Here is a 16056-nt window from a genome sequence, read left to right as displayed (position 1 = left end):
CTTGGGAGGCGAAGGGGGAATCCTGGCGACCAACGGACCGCGACGAGGCGGCGGGACAGTGGTCGATCCGGCGGGGGATTTGGTGAAGGACCCGCCGGACCGATGAGGATCAGAAGCGCAGGCGGACGCCGAAGTAGATCTGCGGACCGTTGTCCGAGACCTCGGTGATCGAGTCCTCGCCAGTCTTGTACATCACGTCGCGCGTGCTGGTGACGTTCAAGGCCTGGAGCTTCAACTGCACCTGCTTGGTCAGGTCATAGGACGCCGACAGGTTCAGATAACCCGAGCCCTTGGCGTTGCGATTGGTGCTGCTGTTGGGCTTGAAGTAGCTCGAACGGTAGCGGTACGAGGCGCGCAGCGAGAGCTTGTCGTTCTCCCAGTAGACCGAACCGCTGCCGGTATATTTCGACAGCCCGTTCAGGTTGGCCGCGTCCGTGTAGGGGCTGACGGTCGATGGGTCCGGGATCTCGAAATTGGCCTCGGTGATCGCGAAGCTGCCCTGCACGCCGAACCCGCTGAGGAAGCCCGGCAGGTAGGTGAAGGCGTGGTTGCCCGAGAACTCGACGCCGTACAGCTCGCGGGTTTCCGGGTCATTGGCCGGCGCGACGGCGTTGAAGGTCACCAGGCCGCCATTGGCCACGATGCTGGTCTCGCGCGGCTCCTGGGCGTCGAACGACGCGCCTTTCAGCCACTTGTAGTAGGTGGCGATCGCGAACGAGGTGTCGCGGTTGACGTAGAACTCCAGCGAGGCGTCCAGATTCCAGCCGCGGATCGGCTTGAGGTTCGGGTTGCCCGTGGTGCTGTTGGCCAGCACGCCCTGCACCGTCGTGGCGGTGGTGTCGGCGACCGGGGTGATGCCGACGTTGAAGTCCTCGATGCCCGAGCGCGACAGGGCCTTGTAGGCGGCCAGGCGCAGCTTGACGACGTCGGTCAGGTCGAAGGCGACGTTGGCGCTGGGCAGGAAGTATTCGTACCCGCCCGTGCCCTCGATCTCCTGCAGCGGCGTGCCCGGCGTGCGGACCACGGTCGCGGCCGCGCCGCCGATCGACGGCGTCACGGTGACCTCGCCGCGGAAGCCCTTCGACAGCACCCGGGTGCGCACGTAGCGGACGCCGGCGTTGCCCGAGACGGGCGTGTCGCCCAGCTGGGTGCGGAAGTTCGTCATCACATAGGCGGTGCTGATCCGCTCACGGATGTTGGAGTCCTCCGGCCCCGGCGCGTTGGTTGGCAGGGCGAAGCTGTCCTTGCCCGTGTAGGTCTTGAACAGGCAGTCGTTGTCGAACAGCGCCCACGATTTCACATTGGTCTTGCCGTCCATGAAATTGGACGTCGAGAACGGAACGCGGCAGTTGGCGTTGGCGTCGGCGACCAACTGGGTCGGGGTGCGGCCGTCATAGGCGACCGGGATGGCCAGGTCGCTGTTGTTGTTGGCGTCCTGGGTGCGGCGGTGATCCGACAGGCGGCCGCCGAACTTGATGCTCTGGAAGAAGCTCCCTTCCAGCTCATAGGTCACGTCGCCGCGCACCGCGCCGATCTTGTCGAAGCGGTCGGTGACCTGGCGATAGCGAGCGTAGTTGCTGTTGCTGACGGGCGTTCCGAACAGGAAGTTGCTCGGATCGGCGATGTCGAAGCCCGTGAAGGCGACCGAGGGGACCTCGTCGGTCGTAGCGTCCAGCGTATAGGCCACGCGCGCCTTGGAGCGCATGTTGGTGGCCTTCTGCAGTTCGGTGCGGTGCGACTGCGAGTATGACAGGTCGCCGCTGATGGTCAGGCGATCGGTCGGCGTCCAGGTCACATTGCCGCCGCCGCCGATATACTTTTCGTTGCGCTGGCGATCCTCGACCTGGATCTCCAGGTTGGAGTTGCCGCTGTACTTCATCAGCGCGCCGTCGCTGAAGTCATTGGACTGGCCGCCGACGATCAGCGGCTGGATGCCGCGCAGGCCTTCGGTAATGGACAGCTGGTTGCGGTACTCGCCGCTCTTGCGGGTCGAGTACTGGCCGTCCAGGCTGATGTCGAGGTTGGAGGTCGGCTTCCACTGGAAGGTGCCCATCAGCGCTTCGCGCTTCTCGTCCGTGACCTTGGACTGGAAGGTGCGCGAACTGGTGGCGAAGTAGCGCGGACCGACCGTCGAGCCGGTCGGCGCGGTCGTGGCGTTCGAGCAGTTGGCTGTCGAAGTCCCCGGCGCCGCAGCATAGGTAGTGCACGGCACGAAGGCCGAGTTGGTGATGTAGTAATCCTCGGGCGTGGCCTGATCCAGGCGCTGATAGCCCAGGCTGACGCCCATCGCGCCGAACTTGGTGTCGAAGCTGTCGGTGTAGGAGACGTTGCCACGATAACCCAGGCCGTTGTGGCCGCGGATATCGTCATCCTTGGGCAGGTAGGCGCCGCGCACTTCCATCTGGATGCGGCGCTTGCCGTAGTCGATCGGGCGGATCGACTTCAGCTCGATCACCCCGGCGATGCCGCCGTCCAGGAAGTCGGCCTGCTGGCTCTTGTAGACCAGCACGCCATTGACCAGCTCTGACGGGAACTGCTGGAAGGCCACCGAACGGTCGGGACCGGCGGTCGAGACCTCGCGGCCGTTGAAGGTCGAGAAGCTGAGCGCCGGACCCAGGCCCCGGACGCTGAGTTCGTTGGCGTTGCCCTTGAAGCGGTCGGCGGTGACGCCGGTGATGCGCTCCAGCGTGTCGCCCACCGAGTTGTCCGGCAGGGCGCCGATCTCGTCATTGACGATGCCGTCGACGATGACGCTGGCGGTGCGCTTGGTCTCGATCGAGCTGCGCTGGGTGGCGCGGGCCGAGGTGACGACGATCGCGTCGATGGTGTCGTCAGCCGGCGGATTCGCCGGGGCGGTCTGAGCCAGGGCCTGGGCCGGCAGGATGATCGCCGCGCTCAGCAGCAGGCTACGATAGAACGTTGATTTCATAGGTTTCCCCTTCCATTTTCTTGTTTGTCGCGCCGAGGTCCTCCCCTCAGCGGTAGTCGAGACGCCAGGTGATCTTGAAAGGCGCCGCTGCGTCGGTCGGCGCGCCATGGCAGACGACCTTGGTCGTCATGGCGCCGGTCGCGGTTCGGTATTCCTTGTCCTGGCCCACCGGACCGGTCTGGCAGGCGCTCAGGCCCTCGACGGCGAACCGGCGCACGACGCCGTCCGCGAAGGTGGTGGTCCCACCGACCTGCTTGGCGCCGCCCGAGAACGAGCCCAGCTGCAGCTCGATATCCTTGACCTTCACGCCGGCGGCCGGGGTGAAGACGTCGGTGCGGGTGATGCGGCCGGGCTCGAGGACGTAGGTCGTCCTGACCGAGACGCGCTTGTCGGCGACCGGGGCGCGCTCGCCCATGCGGTCCAGCTCGTCTTGGCGCCAGGAGACGGTAGTCTCGGCGCCCTTGGCCTCGACCTTGGCGTCCTTGAAATAGGCCAGCGGCATCAGGGCAGAGCCGTCGTCCAGGGTCAGCCGGGGCGTCAGGAACGGCGCGACGCCGTCCGGCGAGCCCGCCAGCATTCCAGGCGAGAACGGGATCGGGAAATACGGATTGTGCATGTGCTGGCTTTCGCCGCCGTTGATCACCGGCAGGCTGATCAGCCGCGCGCCGTCACGGACCGAGACCAGCAGGCGGTCATAGTCGCCGCGCTGGAACCAGGTGACCTGTCGCCGAGGCAGGCTGGCCAGACCCTTGGCCCAGTCGGCGGCGGGTGCCTTGCCGCCATAGCCCATCCGCGACCAGTGGGCGCTGGTGTAGGCGTACTGGTGGGCCAGGGAGAGGTTCTCGCCCAGGATCCGGAACTTGCCGCGATAGTCGTCGGTGCGGCGGCCGCCGTCCCACAGGTTCACCGAGCCGGTCTTGGGATCCTGCCAGAACTCCGCGTAGCGCTGGGCCGCGCGGGCGGAATAGGCGTAGGCGAGGTCCTTTTCCCGCGGGGTCAGCAGATCCAGTACGGCGGCGGCGGTCAGCACCTCGATGATCGCCGTCTCGCCATAAGGACCGATGCTGCGGCCGTATTCGAAGCCCTGCCCTCCGGCGTCCAGGCGCATCAGCATCACGTCGGCGGACTTGCGCAGCCAGGTCAGGACCTGCTGCGGCGGCTTGCCCCCGGTCTCGATGAAGCGCTGGGCGATCTCGCCGGCCAGCAGCACGCTGTAACGGTCGAAGCGCCCTTCCCCATCGGTCTCGTCGGCGAAGCCGTACTGGCCGGAGTAGAGATCGTAGTGCTCGGCGATCTTGGCGTAGAGCTTCTCGGCCGGCGCGCCGTCTTCCCAGCCCATGCGCGCGCGCAGGCGGGCGATGGCGAAGGCTACGCAGTAGTAGTTGTTGGGGTGATCGATCAGCGCGTAGGTGTCGACGTCGACGAACATCCGCCAGTCCAGCCGCACGCGCAGCTTGGCCAGGGTCAGCGGGTCGACCGCGTCCTTCAGGCGGCCCGCCTCGCGCAGCTTGTTCAGCGACGACAGGTAGTAGTAGGCGCCCCAGCTGTCGTTGGCGTCGTCGACCGTCAGCTTGGCGATCTTGCGGAAGTCGGCGAGGTAGGCCGGCAGGCGCGGATCGTTGTCCGGCAGGGTGATCAGGAAGTCGACCAGGCCCATCGCGATCTTGCCCGGCAGGAACTTGTCGCTGCCGTTGAAGACCGGCGTGCCGTCCAGCTCCAGCTTGCGGCCGTCCTTGACCAGTTTCAGCAGCAGTTGCTCGGTCTGGGGCTGAATGCGATCGCGGACCGTGACGTCGTAAGCCGGAATGGCGGCGCCGGGCGCTTCGGCCGCTCGGGCGGCTAGGCCCGAGCCCAGCAGGATCAAGGTCGCGATCGAAACGCCGCGCGCGACGTTGGTAACCGGTGTCAGATACAAGTCCACGGTCCTCCCCGAGTGGTCGTTTCGACCTTGCTCTTGACCGTTCCGACGCGCTCGCCCGCGACGTCCTCAATCGAAATCGAAAGTTTCTGAGACTTTTTGCTTGCGAGCGCGTCGGGCGGCGAACCGCTCACACTTCGCCTGGGCTCTTATTGAGCCGCGCGCAGCTCGACCGTCGTGGCGGTGCTCGTGGCCCGCACGGGGAAGTAGGACTGGATCGCCTCGACGAAGGCCCGGCTCTGGCCCGCATTGAACGCGCCGCTGATCCGCAGCTTGCGAAGACTTGGGTCGGCGACGACGACCTGCAGGGTCGAGTAGCGGTTCATCTCGGCCGCCGCGTCGGCCAGGGCGACGTTGTCGAAGAACACCTGCCCCTGGCGCCAGGCCAGGGCGCGGCCGAGGTCGGCGTCCATGGGTCCACCCGCACGCACCCCATCGACCAGCAGCATGGACTGCCCCGGACGCATGACCGCCAAGGTCACAGGGCTCTCGTGATCGCTGACCGCGACCTTGCCCTCGGCCAGCACGACGGTGGTCTCGCGCGGTTCACGGCGGACCGAGAAGGCCGTGCCGACCGCCGTCACCGTGCGCGGGCCGGCGTGGACACGCAGCGGCCGGTTGGCGTCGTGCGCGACCTCGAAATAGGCGCGGCCCTGTGCGAGATCGATCGACCGCACGCCGGCCGTGTAGCGAACCCGCATGACGGTCAGGGCATCCATCGTGACGCGACTGCCGTCGGACAGGGTCAGGGTGCGCTGCTCGCCGAGAGCGGTCTGGAACATGTCCCCCTGCTCCGCGCGATGACGCATCCACCAGAGGCCGCAGACCGGCGCGGCGATGGCGGCGACGATCCCGGCGGCAACCGCCCGGCGGTCCCATCCCGTCGGGCGCGGACGCCTCGCCCGGGCGCGTTGCAGGGCTTCGCGGCGCAGGCCCAGCAGGCCGTCGGTCCCGGCGGCCTCGCCCATCAAACGCCAGACCCCCTCGGCCCTGGCATAGGCTTCCTCATTCGCGGCGTCCTCCGCCAGCCATCGCGCGAAGCCGACCTCGTCGGACACAGCGCCGCCCAGCCGACGCGCGGCCCAGGCCGCGGCGGTCTCGTCGATCAGGGTCTGTCGCGGCGCGTTGGACACGGGACTCAGCTCTGGAACGGATCGGCCCCGCGCATCAGGTGCGCCAGGGCCTTGATGATGTACTTCTCGACCGAACTGACGGAAACGCCGAACGCCTTGGCGATCTCGGCATGTTTCCAGCCTTCCAGCCGGTGCAGGAGGAAGGCGTCGCGCGTGCGCTCGTCCAGTTCGGACAACCGCCGCATCGCCGCCCGCAAGGCCTGCCTGTCTCCTAAGACGCGCTCGGGCGAAATACCCTCAAAACGGTCCTGACGAAGTTCGGTCTCGTCGAGGTGGCTGCGAAACGTCTTCTGACGTCGCGACCGGTCGCGCAGCAGATTGACCGCCGTCCGGAAGACGAAGGCCTCCGGGTTGTCGATGTCCGCGCCGTCAGGACGTCGAACCAGGCGCAGAAATACCTCCTGCACCAGGTCCTCGGCTTCGTCGCGCGACCGCACACGCCGCTCGAAATAGGCGGTCAGAGGCCCGCGATAGGCCTCCGACAGGCGCCGGAGGAAGGCCTGTTCGCGCGGATCGAGTTTCGGCTGCGCGGCCATCCCTACGACAAGTCCTCCCTGATCCGCATTTTTTGGGAGCACGGATCTTCGCCGCGCCCGTTGGGTTCCGACGCGCCAGCCGACGAACTCCTCAAGGCGCGCATGCTCATTCTCAGTAGTCGACGGCCAGGCGCAGGCCCAGGTGGCGGCCGCTGTCGCGCGCCGGCTTCCAGTGGGTGGCCATGGCCGGCTGACCGTCGGCCCCCACGAGGTTCCACTGCGTGTCCCGGCCCCGCGTCACGCCAAAGCGCTGGTCCAGCAGGTTGTCGACGAAGCCGGTCACGCGCCAGCCCTCTCCGCTCAGGCCCGCCGACACGTCGAGTACGCCATAGGCCGGCTCGATCGAGGCCGGATCCTGCAGCAGGCTGTAGAACACGCTCGACCGCCAGCGGTAGCCGACGTTGAGCTCCAGCAGACGGTCGCCGGCCAGCGGCTTGCGATAGAGGGTGCTTAGGGTCAGCGACCAGCGCGGCGCGTTGAACAGGGTCTTGCCGGAGAGGTCCTGGCGTCCGCCAACGCAGCCTTGCGCCGCAGTCTGGCCGAAATAGCAAGCGGCGCTGTCGAAGTCGGTCATGATCGCGTGGCTATAGGCGACCGCGCCGCCGAGGGTCAGGCGATTGTCGAGGCGGGCGCTGAACTCGCTTTCGATCCCCTCGGCTTGCATGCTGCCGATGCTGTTGAGAACGTTGAGCCCCGTGGCGTCGTCGCGGCTCTGGGCCTGAAAGCCCGAGAACCGCTCCTGATAGGCCGTCAGGTTCAGGCTGAGATGACGGTCTGGCGAGACGGCCCGCAGGCCGACCTCGTAGCTGCCGACCGTCTCGGAGTCGACCGGCTGCTGGGCGGCGATGGCGTCGGCGATGGGCAGGCCGGCATAGGGTCCGGAAGTCAGGCGGGTGCGCGTGGTCAGGCTGCTGGTCAGGTCGTAGGCGCGTCCCTTGTAGCCGGTCGAATAGCTGGCATAGGCTGTGACGTCCCGCGTGACCTTGCCCTGCAGACCGACGCGCCCGCTCAGCGCCGTGTCGCTATGGCAGGTGTCGACCGGCAGGGTCGGGCTGGACCGCGAACAGCGCGGCGCGCCGTAGGTGACGCCGTTGCCCAGGTCGTCGAAGCGGTAGCCGATGTTCTCGTGGCTGAGCCGCAGTCCGGACAGGATCGAGACCCGGCTGTTGACGGCGTAGGCGCCCTGCCCGAACGCGGCGATCGTCCGGCTGAAGGTCCGCGCCCTGTAGCGCGAATAGGCCGTGCTGTTGGTGGTCGGCAGGGACGCCAGGCCGTTGTAGTCGCTCAAGGTATTGGAGCCGCGCACGAAGTAGCGCTCCGACCGCGTCCGCCCGACATAGACGCCGGCGACATAGTCCCAGCGTCCGCCCGTGGGACTGTTCAGCCGCACCTCCTGGCTCTCGGCGCGGATGCGGAAATAGCCGCCATTGGCGGAGCCGCCGCGCGGGGCCTGGGGAGCGAACAGACTGTAATCGAGGTCGGTGGCGTCGGTGTCCTGCCGGTCGTAGAGGTAGTAGCGATCCACAGACGAAATCGCGGTCAGCCGCCAGGAGCCAACGGCCCCGGCCACGCGCAGGTTGACGCCCTTGTCGCTGGCGTTACCGCGGGCGTTGATGTCGTAACGGGCGAAGTGGTTGTCGGGCCCGGGCGCGATGCCGCGCAGCACTGTCTCGCGCGGCAGCTCAGCCCGGCTCAACGTCGCCTGAGGCGATATGTAGGTGTCGGCGCCGACGCAGCACGAGGACAGCGAGCGGGTGTAGTAAGGGCTGAGCGCGACTGTCCAGTTGTCGCCTGGCGTCCAGACCAGCTTGCCCCGCAGGTTGACGTCCGACTGGCCGTTCAGCCACTGCCGGGTCGCCAGGTTGAAGACATTGCCGCGATACCGACTGTAGGCGGCGGAAACCCGGAAGTTCAGGTCCTGGCTCACCGGTCCGGTGACGCTGGCCTGCAGCCGCCGTTCGTGATCGTCGGTCAGCAGGGTCTCGGCTCGTGCGGCGAAGACGTCGCTGGCCGGATTGGTGGTGATGTAGATGACACCCGCCGAGGCCGACTTGCCGAACAGGGTGCTTTGAGGCCCGCGCAGGATCTCGACCTGACGGACGTCGGCCAGGGCCGTGAAGGCCATGGCCTGGAAGGCCTGTGGCACGTCGTCGATGACCACCACAACGCTGGGCTCGGTGCCGATCGAATAGGAATAGGTGCCAACGCCCCGCACATTGATGCTGTTGTTGCCGGGCTGGGTCGTCTTCGAGATCGTCACGGTCGGGGTCAGCCGGGTCAGGTCGTCGAAGTCTCGCACGCCGGCGCGGTCCATCATCTGGCTGGACAGGGCCTGCACCGAGGCGTCGGACAGCCCAAGGGTCTCGATCCGCTTGCCCGAGGTGACGACCACAGCCTCCAGCCCCACCACCGGTTCGATCTCCTCCACGTGGCGGGTCACCGGCGAAAGCTCGCGCTCCGAACGCGCGGCCGGCTTGACGCGATAGAGGACGATGACGCCCGAGGCAGTCTTGCGGAACGCCAGATCCGTGCGGGCCAGCAGCGTGCTGAGCGCGCGGTCGGGGCTCATGCGGCCGCGCAGGGCAGGGGCGCGCTGGTCGGCCGTCAGCTCCGGCGCGTAGAGCAGCTGGGCGCCCGTGGCCTGGCCGAAGCGCTGCAGGGCCAGGCTGAGGCTGGAGGCGTCCTGGTCGAAGCGGGAGGGAGCGCTACCAGCCATCGCCGTCGCGGGAGCCAGCATGGCGAGCCCCAGCAAGACGCCCAGACGACTTGAACGACGAGCGCGGACGACGCGCCGAAACATACCGACCTCCCCTTCGCGGCTCTTCGGCTGCTATGCGGGCCGTCCATCGAGACAGCGCTTTTTCTTACGACGCGCGTCCCAGGATCGTCCTCAATGAAATACATCGCCGGATGCGATCGCGGGGCGCGGCTCGAAGCCCGTCATTCCTCCGGATACGGCACGGCAAAGATTCAACCTATCGCAACGATAGGAACAATCAATTTTACCAATGGCGAGAAACGGCGGCTCCTAAGGCGCGGTCGGGGGAAACGACAGCCAGGCGCATGCAGCGCGGAGGAAACCACAATGGACGCCAAGGTCGACGACAGCGTGCAAGGTCAGTGCCCGATGGGCAAGGGGCGCGGAGGCAGAGGCAACCGCGACTGGTGGCCGGAGAATCTCCGCCTTGAGAGCCTCAACCAACATTCGCCCCGCTCCAATCCGATGGGCGAGGCGTTCAATTACGCCGAGGAGTTCAAGACCCTCGACCTCAATGCGGTCATCAGCGACCTGCACGCGTTGATGACAGACTCTCAGGACTGGTGGCCGGCCGACTTTGGCCACTATGGCGGTCTGTTCATCCGTCTGGCCTGGCACAGCGCCGGCACCTATCGCACGTCGGACGGTCGCGGCGGCGCGGGCGGCGGGCAGCAACGGTTCGCCCCTCTGAACAGCTGGCCGGACAACGCCAACCTGGACAAGGCGCGCCGCCTGCTCTGGCCGATCAAGCAGAAGTACGGCCGCAAGATCTCCTGGGCCGACCTCTATGTGCTGGTCGGCAACGTTGCCCTGGAGTCTATGGGCTTCAAGACGTTCGGCTTCGCTGGCGGCCGCGCCGACCAGTGGGAGCCCGAGGAGCTCTACTGGGGTCCGGAAGGCTCCTGGCTGGGCGACGAGCGCTACAGCGGCGAGCGCGAGCTGCATCCGGCCCTGGGCGCGGTGCAGATGGGCCTGATCTACGTCAATCCGGAAGGCCCGAACGCCAATCCCGATCCCCTCGCCTCGGCCCACGACATCCGCGCCACCTTCGCCCGCATGGCGATGAACGACGAGGAGACCGTCGCCCTGATCGCAGGCGGCCACACCTTCGGCAAGACCCACGGCGCGGGCGATCCCTCGTTCGTCGGTCCCGAGCCGGAAGGCGGCCAGATCGAGGACGGCGGCCTGGGCTGGCGCAGCAAGCACGGCACGGGCCTCGGCGCCGACGCGATCACCTCGGGCCTGGAAGTCACCTGGACCCAGACACCGACGCGCTGGAGCAACCACTACTTCGACAACCTCTTCAAGTTCGAGTGGGAGCTGACCAAGAGCCCTGGCGGCGCCCACCAGTGGGAAGCCAAAGATGCGCCGGCCGATATCCCGCACGCCTTCGATGCGTCCAAGACCCAGCGCCCGAGGATGCTGACCTCCGACCTGGCCCTGCGCGTGGACCCAGCCTACGAGAAGATCTCGCGCCGGTTCTACGAGAACCCCGACCAGTTCGCCGACGCCTTCGCCCGCGCCTGGTTCAAGCTGACACACCGCGACATGGGGCCGATCAGCCGCTACCTCGGCCCGCTCGTGCCGAAGGAAACCTTGATCTGGCAGGACCCGATCCCGGCCGTCGACCATCCGCTGATCGACGCCGCCGACGCCAAGGCGCTGAAGGACAGGATCCTGGCCTCGGGTCTGTCGGTCGCCGAACTGGTCTCGACCGCCTGGGCCTCCGCCTCGACCTACCGCAAGTCGGACAAGCGCGGCGGCGCCAACGGCGCCCGCGTGCGCCTGGCCCCGCAGAAGGACTGGGAGGTCAATGATCCGCCGGTCCTGGCCAAGGTGCTGGCCACCCTGGAAGGCATCCAGCAGGGCTTTGGAAAGAAGGTCTCGCTGGCCGACCTGATCGTTCTGGCGGGCAACGCCGCCGTCGAGAAGGCCGCCGCCGACGCCGGCACGGCCATCGAGGTCCCGTTCGCCCCGGGCCGCATGGACGCCTCGGCTGAGCAGACCGACGCGGAGTCATTCGAGCCGCTGGAGCCGATGTCGGACGGCTTCCGCAACTATCGCAAGAGCGGCACGCAGTTCATGGCGCCGGAAGAGGCTTTGGTCGACCGCGCCCACCTGCTGGGCCTCTCGGCGCCGGAAATGACGGTGCTGGTCGGCGGCCTGCGGGTGCTGGGCGCCAATGCCGGCGGCAGCAAGGACGGGGTGTTCACCCACCGCGTCGGCGCGCTGACCAACGACTTCTTCGTCAACCTCTTGAGCATGGGCACGACCTGGTCCCCGACGGCGGTCAACGCCTTCGCCGGCCATGACCGCAAGAGCAGCGAAGCCCGCTGGACCGCAAGCCGCGTCGACCTGATCTTCGGCTCCCACGCCGAGCTGCGGGCCTTCGCGGAGGTCTATGCCTGCTCGGACTCGCAGGAAAAGTTCGTGAAGGACTTCGTGGCGGCCTGGACCAAGGTTATGAACGCCGACCGCCTCGACCTGAACTGACGAAAGAGGCTCAGGCCTGAACCGAAAAAGGGGCGCTAGCCGGCTCGGCTAGCGCCCCTCCTTTTTAGTCGGCCGCCGCGTGGGCCGCGCCGCTGGCCTTGGCCTTCTTGGTCAGCCAGATCAGCGGGATCAGGATCACGCACAGCCAGGCCGAGACCCGGAAGAAATCCAGCGCCGCCTGCGTATAGGCCTGGTTGATCACCAGCTGGGTGACCGCCCCGACCGCCTGCAGGTGGCTCATGCCCGTGGCCTGAAGCTTGTTCACCGCGTCGATCCAGGCCGGACTCCCCGAGCTCATGACTTCGGACAGCCGGGTCTGGTGTACGGCCTCGCCGCGGTCCCAGATCGTCGTGGCCAGCGAGGCGGCGAAGCTGCCCGCGGTGATCCGCGAGAAGTTGGACAGGCCCGAGGCCTGCGGCGTCTGGTTCGGCGGGATGCCGTTCAGCGAGATCGTCACCATCGAGATGAAGAAGGTGCTCATCGCCACGCCCTGCACCAGCATCGGCATGACCAGCGCCCAGAAGTTGGCGTCGGGCGTGTAGCCCGAGCGCATCCAGAACGACAGGCCGAAGGCGGCCAGCGACAGGGTCGCCATCCAGCGGGCGTCGACCTTGTTCATCAACCGGGCCATGAACGGGGTCAGGAATACAGCCACCACGCCGCTCGGCGCGGCCACCAGGCCAGCCCACGTGGCGATGTAGCCCATCCGGGTCTGAAGCCACAGCGGCAGCAGCAGGTTGTTGCCGAAGAACACCGCATAGGCCAGGCAGAAGACGATCGTGCCGATGACGAAGTTGCTGGACTTGAACAGCGACAGGTCGACGATCGGGTGCTTCTCGTTCAGCTCCCAGATCACCCAGGCGATGAAGCCGACGATGGCGATGCACAGTTCGACCACGATGGCGGGCGAGGCGAACCAGTCGGCCTCCTTGCCCGTGTCCAGCATCACCTGCAGCGCGCCGACCCAGACCAGCAGCAGCATAAAGCCGGTGCGATCGATCGGCAGCTTGCGGGTCGGCGTCTCGCGGCTGGCCATGTTGCGCCAGCAGATGACGCCGCACACGATGCCCACGGGGATGTTGATCAGGAATATCCACGGCCAGGAGAAGTTGTCGGAGATATAGCCGCCCAGGATCGGCCCGCAGATCGGGGCCACCAGGGTGGTCATCGACCAGATGGCCAGGGCCGTGCCCCGCTTGTTAGCCGGGAAGATCATGATCAGCAGAGCTTGCGAGCCCGGGATCATCGGCCCGGAGACCGCACCTTGCAGGATCCGGAACAGGATCAGCGACTCGAGGTTCCAGGACAGGCCGCACAGCAGCGAGGCGATCGTGAACAGGATCACCGAGGCGACGAAGGTCTTCACCACGCCGTAGCGGCCCATCAGCCAGCCGGTCAGCGGCACCGAGACGCCGTTGGCGACGGCGAAGGCGGTGATCACCCACGTGCCCTGGCTGGAGCTGACGCCGAGATTGCCGGCGATGGTCGGGATCGAGACGTTGGCGATGGTGCCGTCCAGCACCTGCATGAAGGTGCCCAGCGCCAGGGCGATCGCGGTGACGGCCAGGAGCATCCCGGTCATCGGCGGCGGGCCTGCCGCTTGTGCTTGTTCGGACGCCATGGGGCGGCTCCTAGTAACGGACTACTTCGCGCCCTTGGCGACGTCGATCTTGACCTTCATCGAAAGGCCCACGCGCAGCGGGTGCTTGGCCAGTTCGGCGGGATCGAGCGTGATGCGCACCGGCACGCGCTGGACGACCTTGATCCAGTTGCCCGAAGCGTTCTGGGCCGGGATCAACGAGAAAGCCGAACCGGTGCCGCCAGCCAGGCCGCGGACCTTGCCGTGGAACTTCACACCGCCGCCGTAGAGGTCGGAGGTCAGGACCACCGGCTGGCCGGGGACCACCTTGTCCAGTTGCACTTCCTTGAAGTTGGCGTCGACATAGGCCTGGGCCGTCGGGACCACGGCCATCATCGGCGTGCCCATGGCGACCTGCTGGCCGACCTGCACCGACTTGCGGGCGACGATGCCGTCGGTCGGGGCGCGGACCACGGTGCGGGCCAGGGCCAGGCGGGCGGCGTCGAGCCGGGCTTGGGCGGCCTTCACTTCCGGGTTCTCGGTGACCGAGACGCCGGAGATCAGCACCGTGTTGACCTCGCGCGTGCCGATAGCGGCTGCGCGGCTGGCCAGGGCCTGGGCGCGGACGGCCTGGGCGGCGGTCAGGGCGGCCTGAGCGTTGGCGAAGCGGTTCTGGGCGCTGGTCAGCTCATCGCCCGAGACAGCGCCCTGCCCCACCAGGGCCTGGCGGCGCGAGAGGTCGAGACGCGCCCGGTCGACGTCGGCCTTGGCGGCCGTGATCTGCGCATCGGCGCGCTGCACGTCGGCCTGGCGGGCGTCGAACTGGCCGGCCAGGGCCGTGTCGCTGGCGAAATAGCCCTTCACCTTGCGCTCGGCCTGGCCAAGGGCGGCTTCGGCTTGTGCGACCGCGATGCGGGCGTCGGCGTCATCGATGATGACCAGCGGGTCGCCGGCCTTCACGGCCTGGGTCTCGACCACGAAGATCTTAGCGACCGGGCCGGGCGACAGGGCGGTGACCTGAGCGGTCTCGGCCCCGACATAGGCGTCGTCGGTCTCGACAAAGTGGCTGTCGAAGGCCAGCCACCAGGCGCCATAGGCGATGACGCCGATGGCGACGGCGCCGCCCAGCAGGGTCAGTTTGCGGCGGCGCTTGGCGTTGGCGGCGGCTTGGGAGGCAGCGGGTTGTTGATCGGACATAGGTGCAAGTCCTAGCGAGCGGATGCTTTGAGAATTGGGGTTCAGGCGCCGATGAAACCGCCGCCGAGGGCGCGGATCAGGGCGATGTCGAGGGCGAAGGCGCGGCTTTCCAGGTCGGCGACGACCCGGCGCTGGGCCAGGACCGACTGCTCGGCCAGCAGCACGGTCTGATAAGTCGACAGCTGCCCTTCGTAACGCAGGCGGGCGATGCGATAGGCGTTCTCGTTGGCGTTCAGGGCCGCGCGGGCGTCCGCCAGACGGCTGGTGAGCGCCTTCTCGCTGGCGGTGACATCGGCCACTTCGCGCAGGGCCTGGGTCAGGGCGCCGTCATAGCTGGCCACGGCGGCGTCGCGATCGGCCTCGGCGCCGCGCAGGCCAGCCCGTAGGCGGCCGCCCTCGAAGATCGGCAGGCGCAGGGCCGGGCCAACCTGGCCGATGTCCGAGCCGCTGGAGAACAGCTTGTCGAGATACAGCGACTGGGCGCCGATGAAGCCGGTCAGGTTGATGTCCGGATAGAAGGCGGCCTTGGCCTGCTTGGTCCGCGAGGTCGCGGCCTCGGCCCGCCACTTGGCGGCGACCACGTCGGGACGACGGCCGATCAGATTGGCGGGCAGGTTCGTGGGCAAGCCGAACGGCTTGATCGACACGTTGGCTGGACGGGCGATGGCCAGGCCGCGATCAGGACCGGCGCCGACCAGGGCGGCCAAGGCGTTGCGGGTCAAGGCGATCTGCTCATCGATGGCCGACAGTTCAGCCTTCGAGGCCGGCGGCCCGGCCGCCGCCTGCTCGCTCTCGGCCTTGGTGTCGAGGCCGTTGGCGACGCGCTTCGACACCAGATCTGAAGTCTGCTGGCGTAGGCTGACGGCCTGGGCGGCGACGTCGCGCTGGGCGTAGAGGCGCGACAGCTCGGCATAGGTCGAGGCGATCGCGGTCGACAGGGTCAGGCGGGCCTGGGCGGCATCGGCCTGTGCCGCCTTGGCTTCCGAGGTCGCGGCGGCGACGGCCGCGCGGTTCTTGCCCCAGAAGTCCAGCTCCCAGCTGAAGTCGAGGGCCAGGCGGCCGATGTCGTTATAGCCATGGGGCACGAAGTCCGGCGGGATGCCGGCGTTGTAGCTCTGCTTGCTCTCGGCGGCCGACGCGCCCAGCGAAACCTGCGGAAGGTCGACGGACTTGACCTGGGCGACCAGCGACTGGGCGCGGCGGAGGCGGGCTTCAGCGGCGGCCAGGGTCGGCGAACCCTTCAGGGCCTCGTCTTCAAGGGCGTTCAGCTGGGTGTCGCCGTAGGCGGTCCACCAAGCGTCGGCCGGCCAGTCGGCAGTCGGGGCCGCCAGGGTCTGGGCGGTCTCGTAGGCTTGCGGAGCCTTTGCGATCCGAGCGGGCTGCGCCGGCGGCAGGCTTGCACAGGCGGTCAGCACCAAGGCGCTGGCGGCGGCGAAGAAAGGGACGCTACGGCAGGGAGAGAGGGTCGTCATGGACAGGCGCCTTGATGTGACCGTACGGTATAGTCATATGG

9 protein-coding genes are annotated in these 16056 nt (G+C 67.7%); 1 reads left to right on the top strand and 8 read right to left on the bottom strand.

What is annotated here, in order from left to right; genetic code table 11:
- Positions 1-109: 109 nt before the first annotated feature.
- The 5 genes from CSW62_RS06395 to CSW62_RS06375 form a co-directional block, all read right to left on the bottom strand.
- Entirely contained in the window at positions 110-2929 is a 2820-nt protein-coding gene (locus CSW62_RS06395; protein WP_158235392.1) for a TonB-dependent receptor, read from the bottom strand.
- 46 nt (positions 2930-2975) lie between these two features.
- Complete coding sequence (locus tag CSW62_RS06390) at positions 2976-4850, bottom strand: hypothetical protein (RefSeq protein WP_143324340.1); 1875 nt, start codon at positions 4848-4850, stop codon at positions 2976-2978.
- Between the two features lie 146 nt (positions 4851-4996).
- The gene (locus tag CSW62_RS06385; protein WP_099576324.1) at positions 4997-5980 is read right to left on the bottom strand and encodes a FecR family protein; all 984 of its coding nucleotides are present in this window, start codon (positions 5978-5980) and stop codon (positions 4997-4999) included.
- 5 nt (positions 5981-5985) lie between these two features.
- Positions 5986-6516, bottom strand: coding sequence for an RNA polymerase sigma factor (locus CSW62_RS06380; protein ID WP_099576323.1), 531 nt, complete (start codon positions 6514-6516; stop codon positions 5986-5988).
- A 112-nt stretch (positions 6517-6628) separates the two neighbouring features.
- Complete coding sequence (locus CSW62_RS06375) at positions 6629-9253, bottom strand: TonB-dependent receptor (protein ID WP_158235391.1); 2625 nt, start codon at positions 9251-9253, stop codon at positions 6629-6631.
- Positions 9254-9601: 348 nt separating this feature from the next.
- On the opposite strand from CSW62_RS06375, the gene katG reads away from it, so the two are divergent.
- On the top strand, positions 9602-11767 hold the full coding sequence (gene katG, locus CSW62_RS06370; RefSeq protein WP_099576321.1) for a catalase/peroxidase HPI: 2166 nt from the start codon (positions 9602-9604) through the stop codon (positions 11765-11767).
- Positions 11768-11831: 64 nt separating this feature from the next.
- Here the strand turns inward: katG and CSW62_RS06365 are convergent, their stop codons facing one another.
- Genes CSW62_RS06365 through CSW62_RS06355 form a run of 3 tightly spaced genes read right to left on the bottom strand, consistent with a single transcriptional unit; the run spans position 11832 to position 16015 of the window.
- Entirely contained in the window at positions 11832-13388 is a 1557-nt protein-coding gene (locus tag CSW62_RS06365; protein ID WP_099576320.1) for a DHA2 family efflux MFS transporter permease subunit, read from the bottom strand.
- A gap of 21 nt (positions 13389-13409) precedes the next feature.
- A complete protein-coding gene (locus CSW62_RS06360; RefSeq protein WP_099576319.1) occupies positions 13410-14543 on the bottom strand; it encodes an HlyD family efflux transporter periplasmic adaptor subunit in 1134 nt (377 codons plus the stop codon).
- A 41-nt stretch (positions 14544-14584) separates the two neighbouring features.
- Positions 14585-16015 carry an efflux transporter outer membrane subunit gene (locus tag CSW62_RS06355; protein ID WP_099576318.1) on the bottom strand — a complete coding sequence of 477 codons (1431 nt, stop codon included), beginning with the start codon at positions 16013-16015 and terminating at the stop codon, positions 14585-14587.
- Positions 16016-16056: the final 41 nt, after the last annotated feature.

Origin of the sequence: Caulobacter sp. FWC2 (assembly GCF_002742625.1) — a bacterium.
Lineage (GTDB): Bacteria > Pseudomonadota > Alphaproteobacteria > Caulobacterales > Caulobacteraceae > Caulobacter.
The sequence above is the reverse complement of the archived record's forward strand: the minus strand, read 5'-3'. Positions and strand labels throughout refer to the sequence as shown.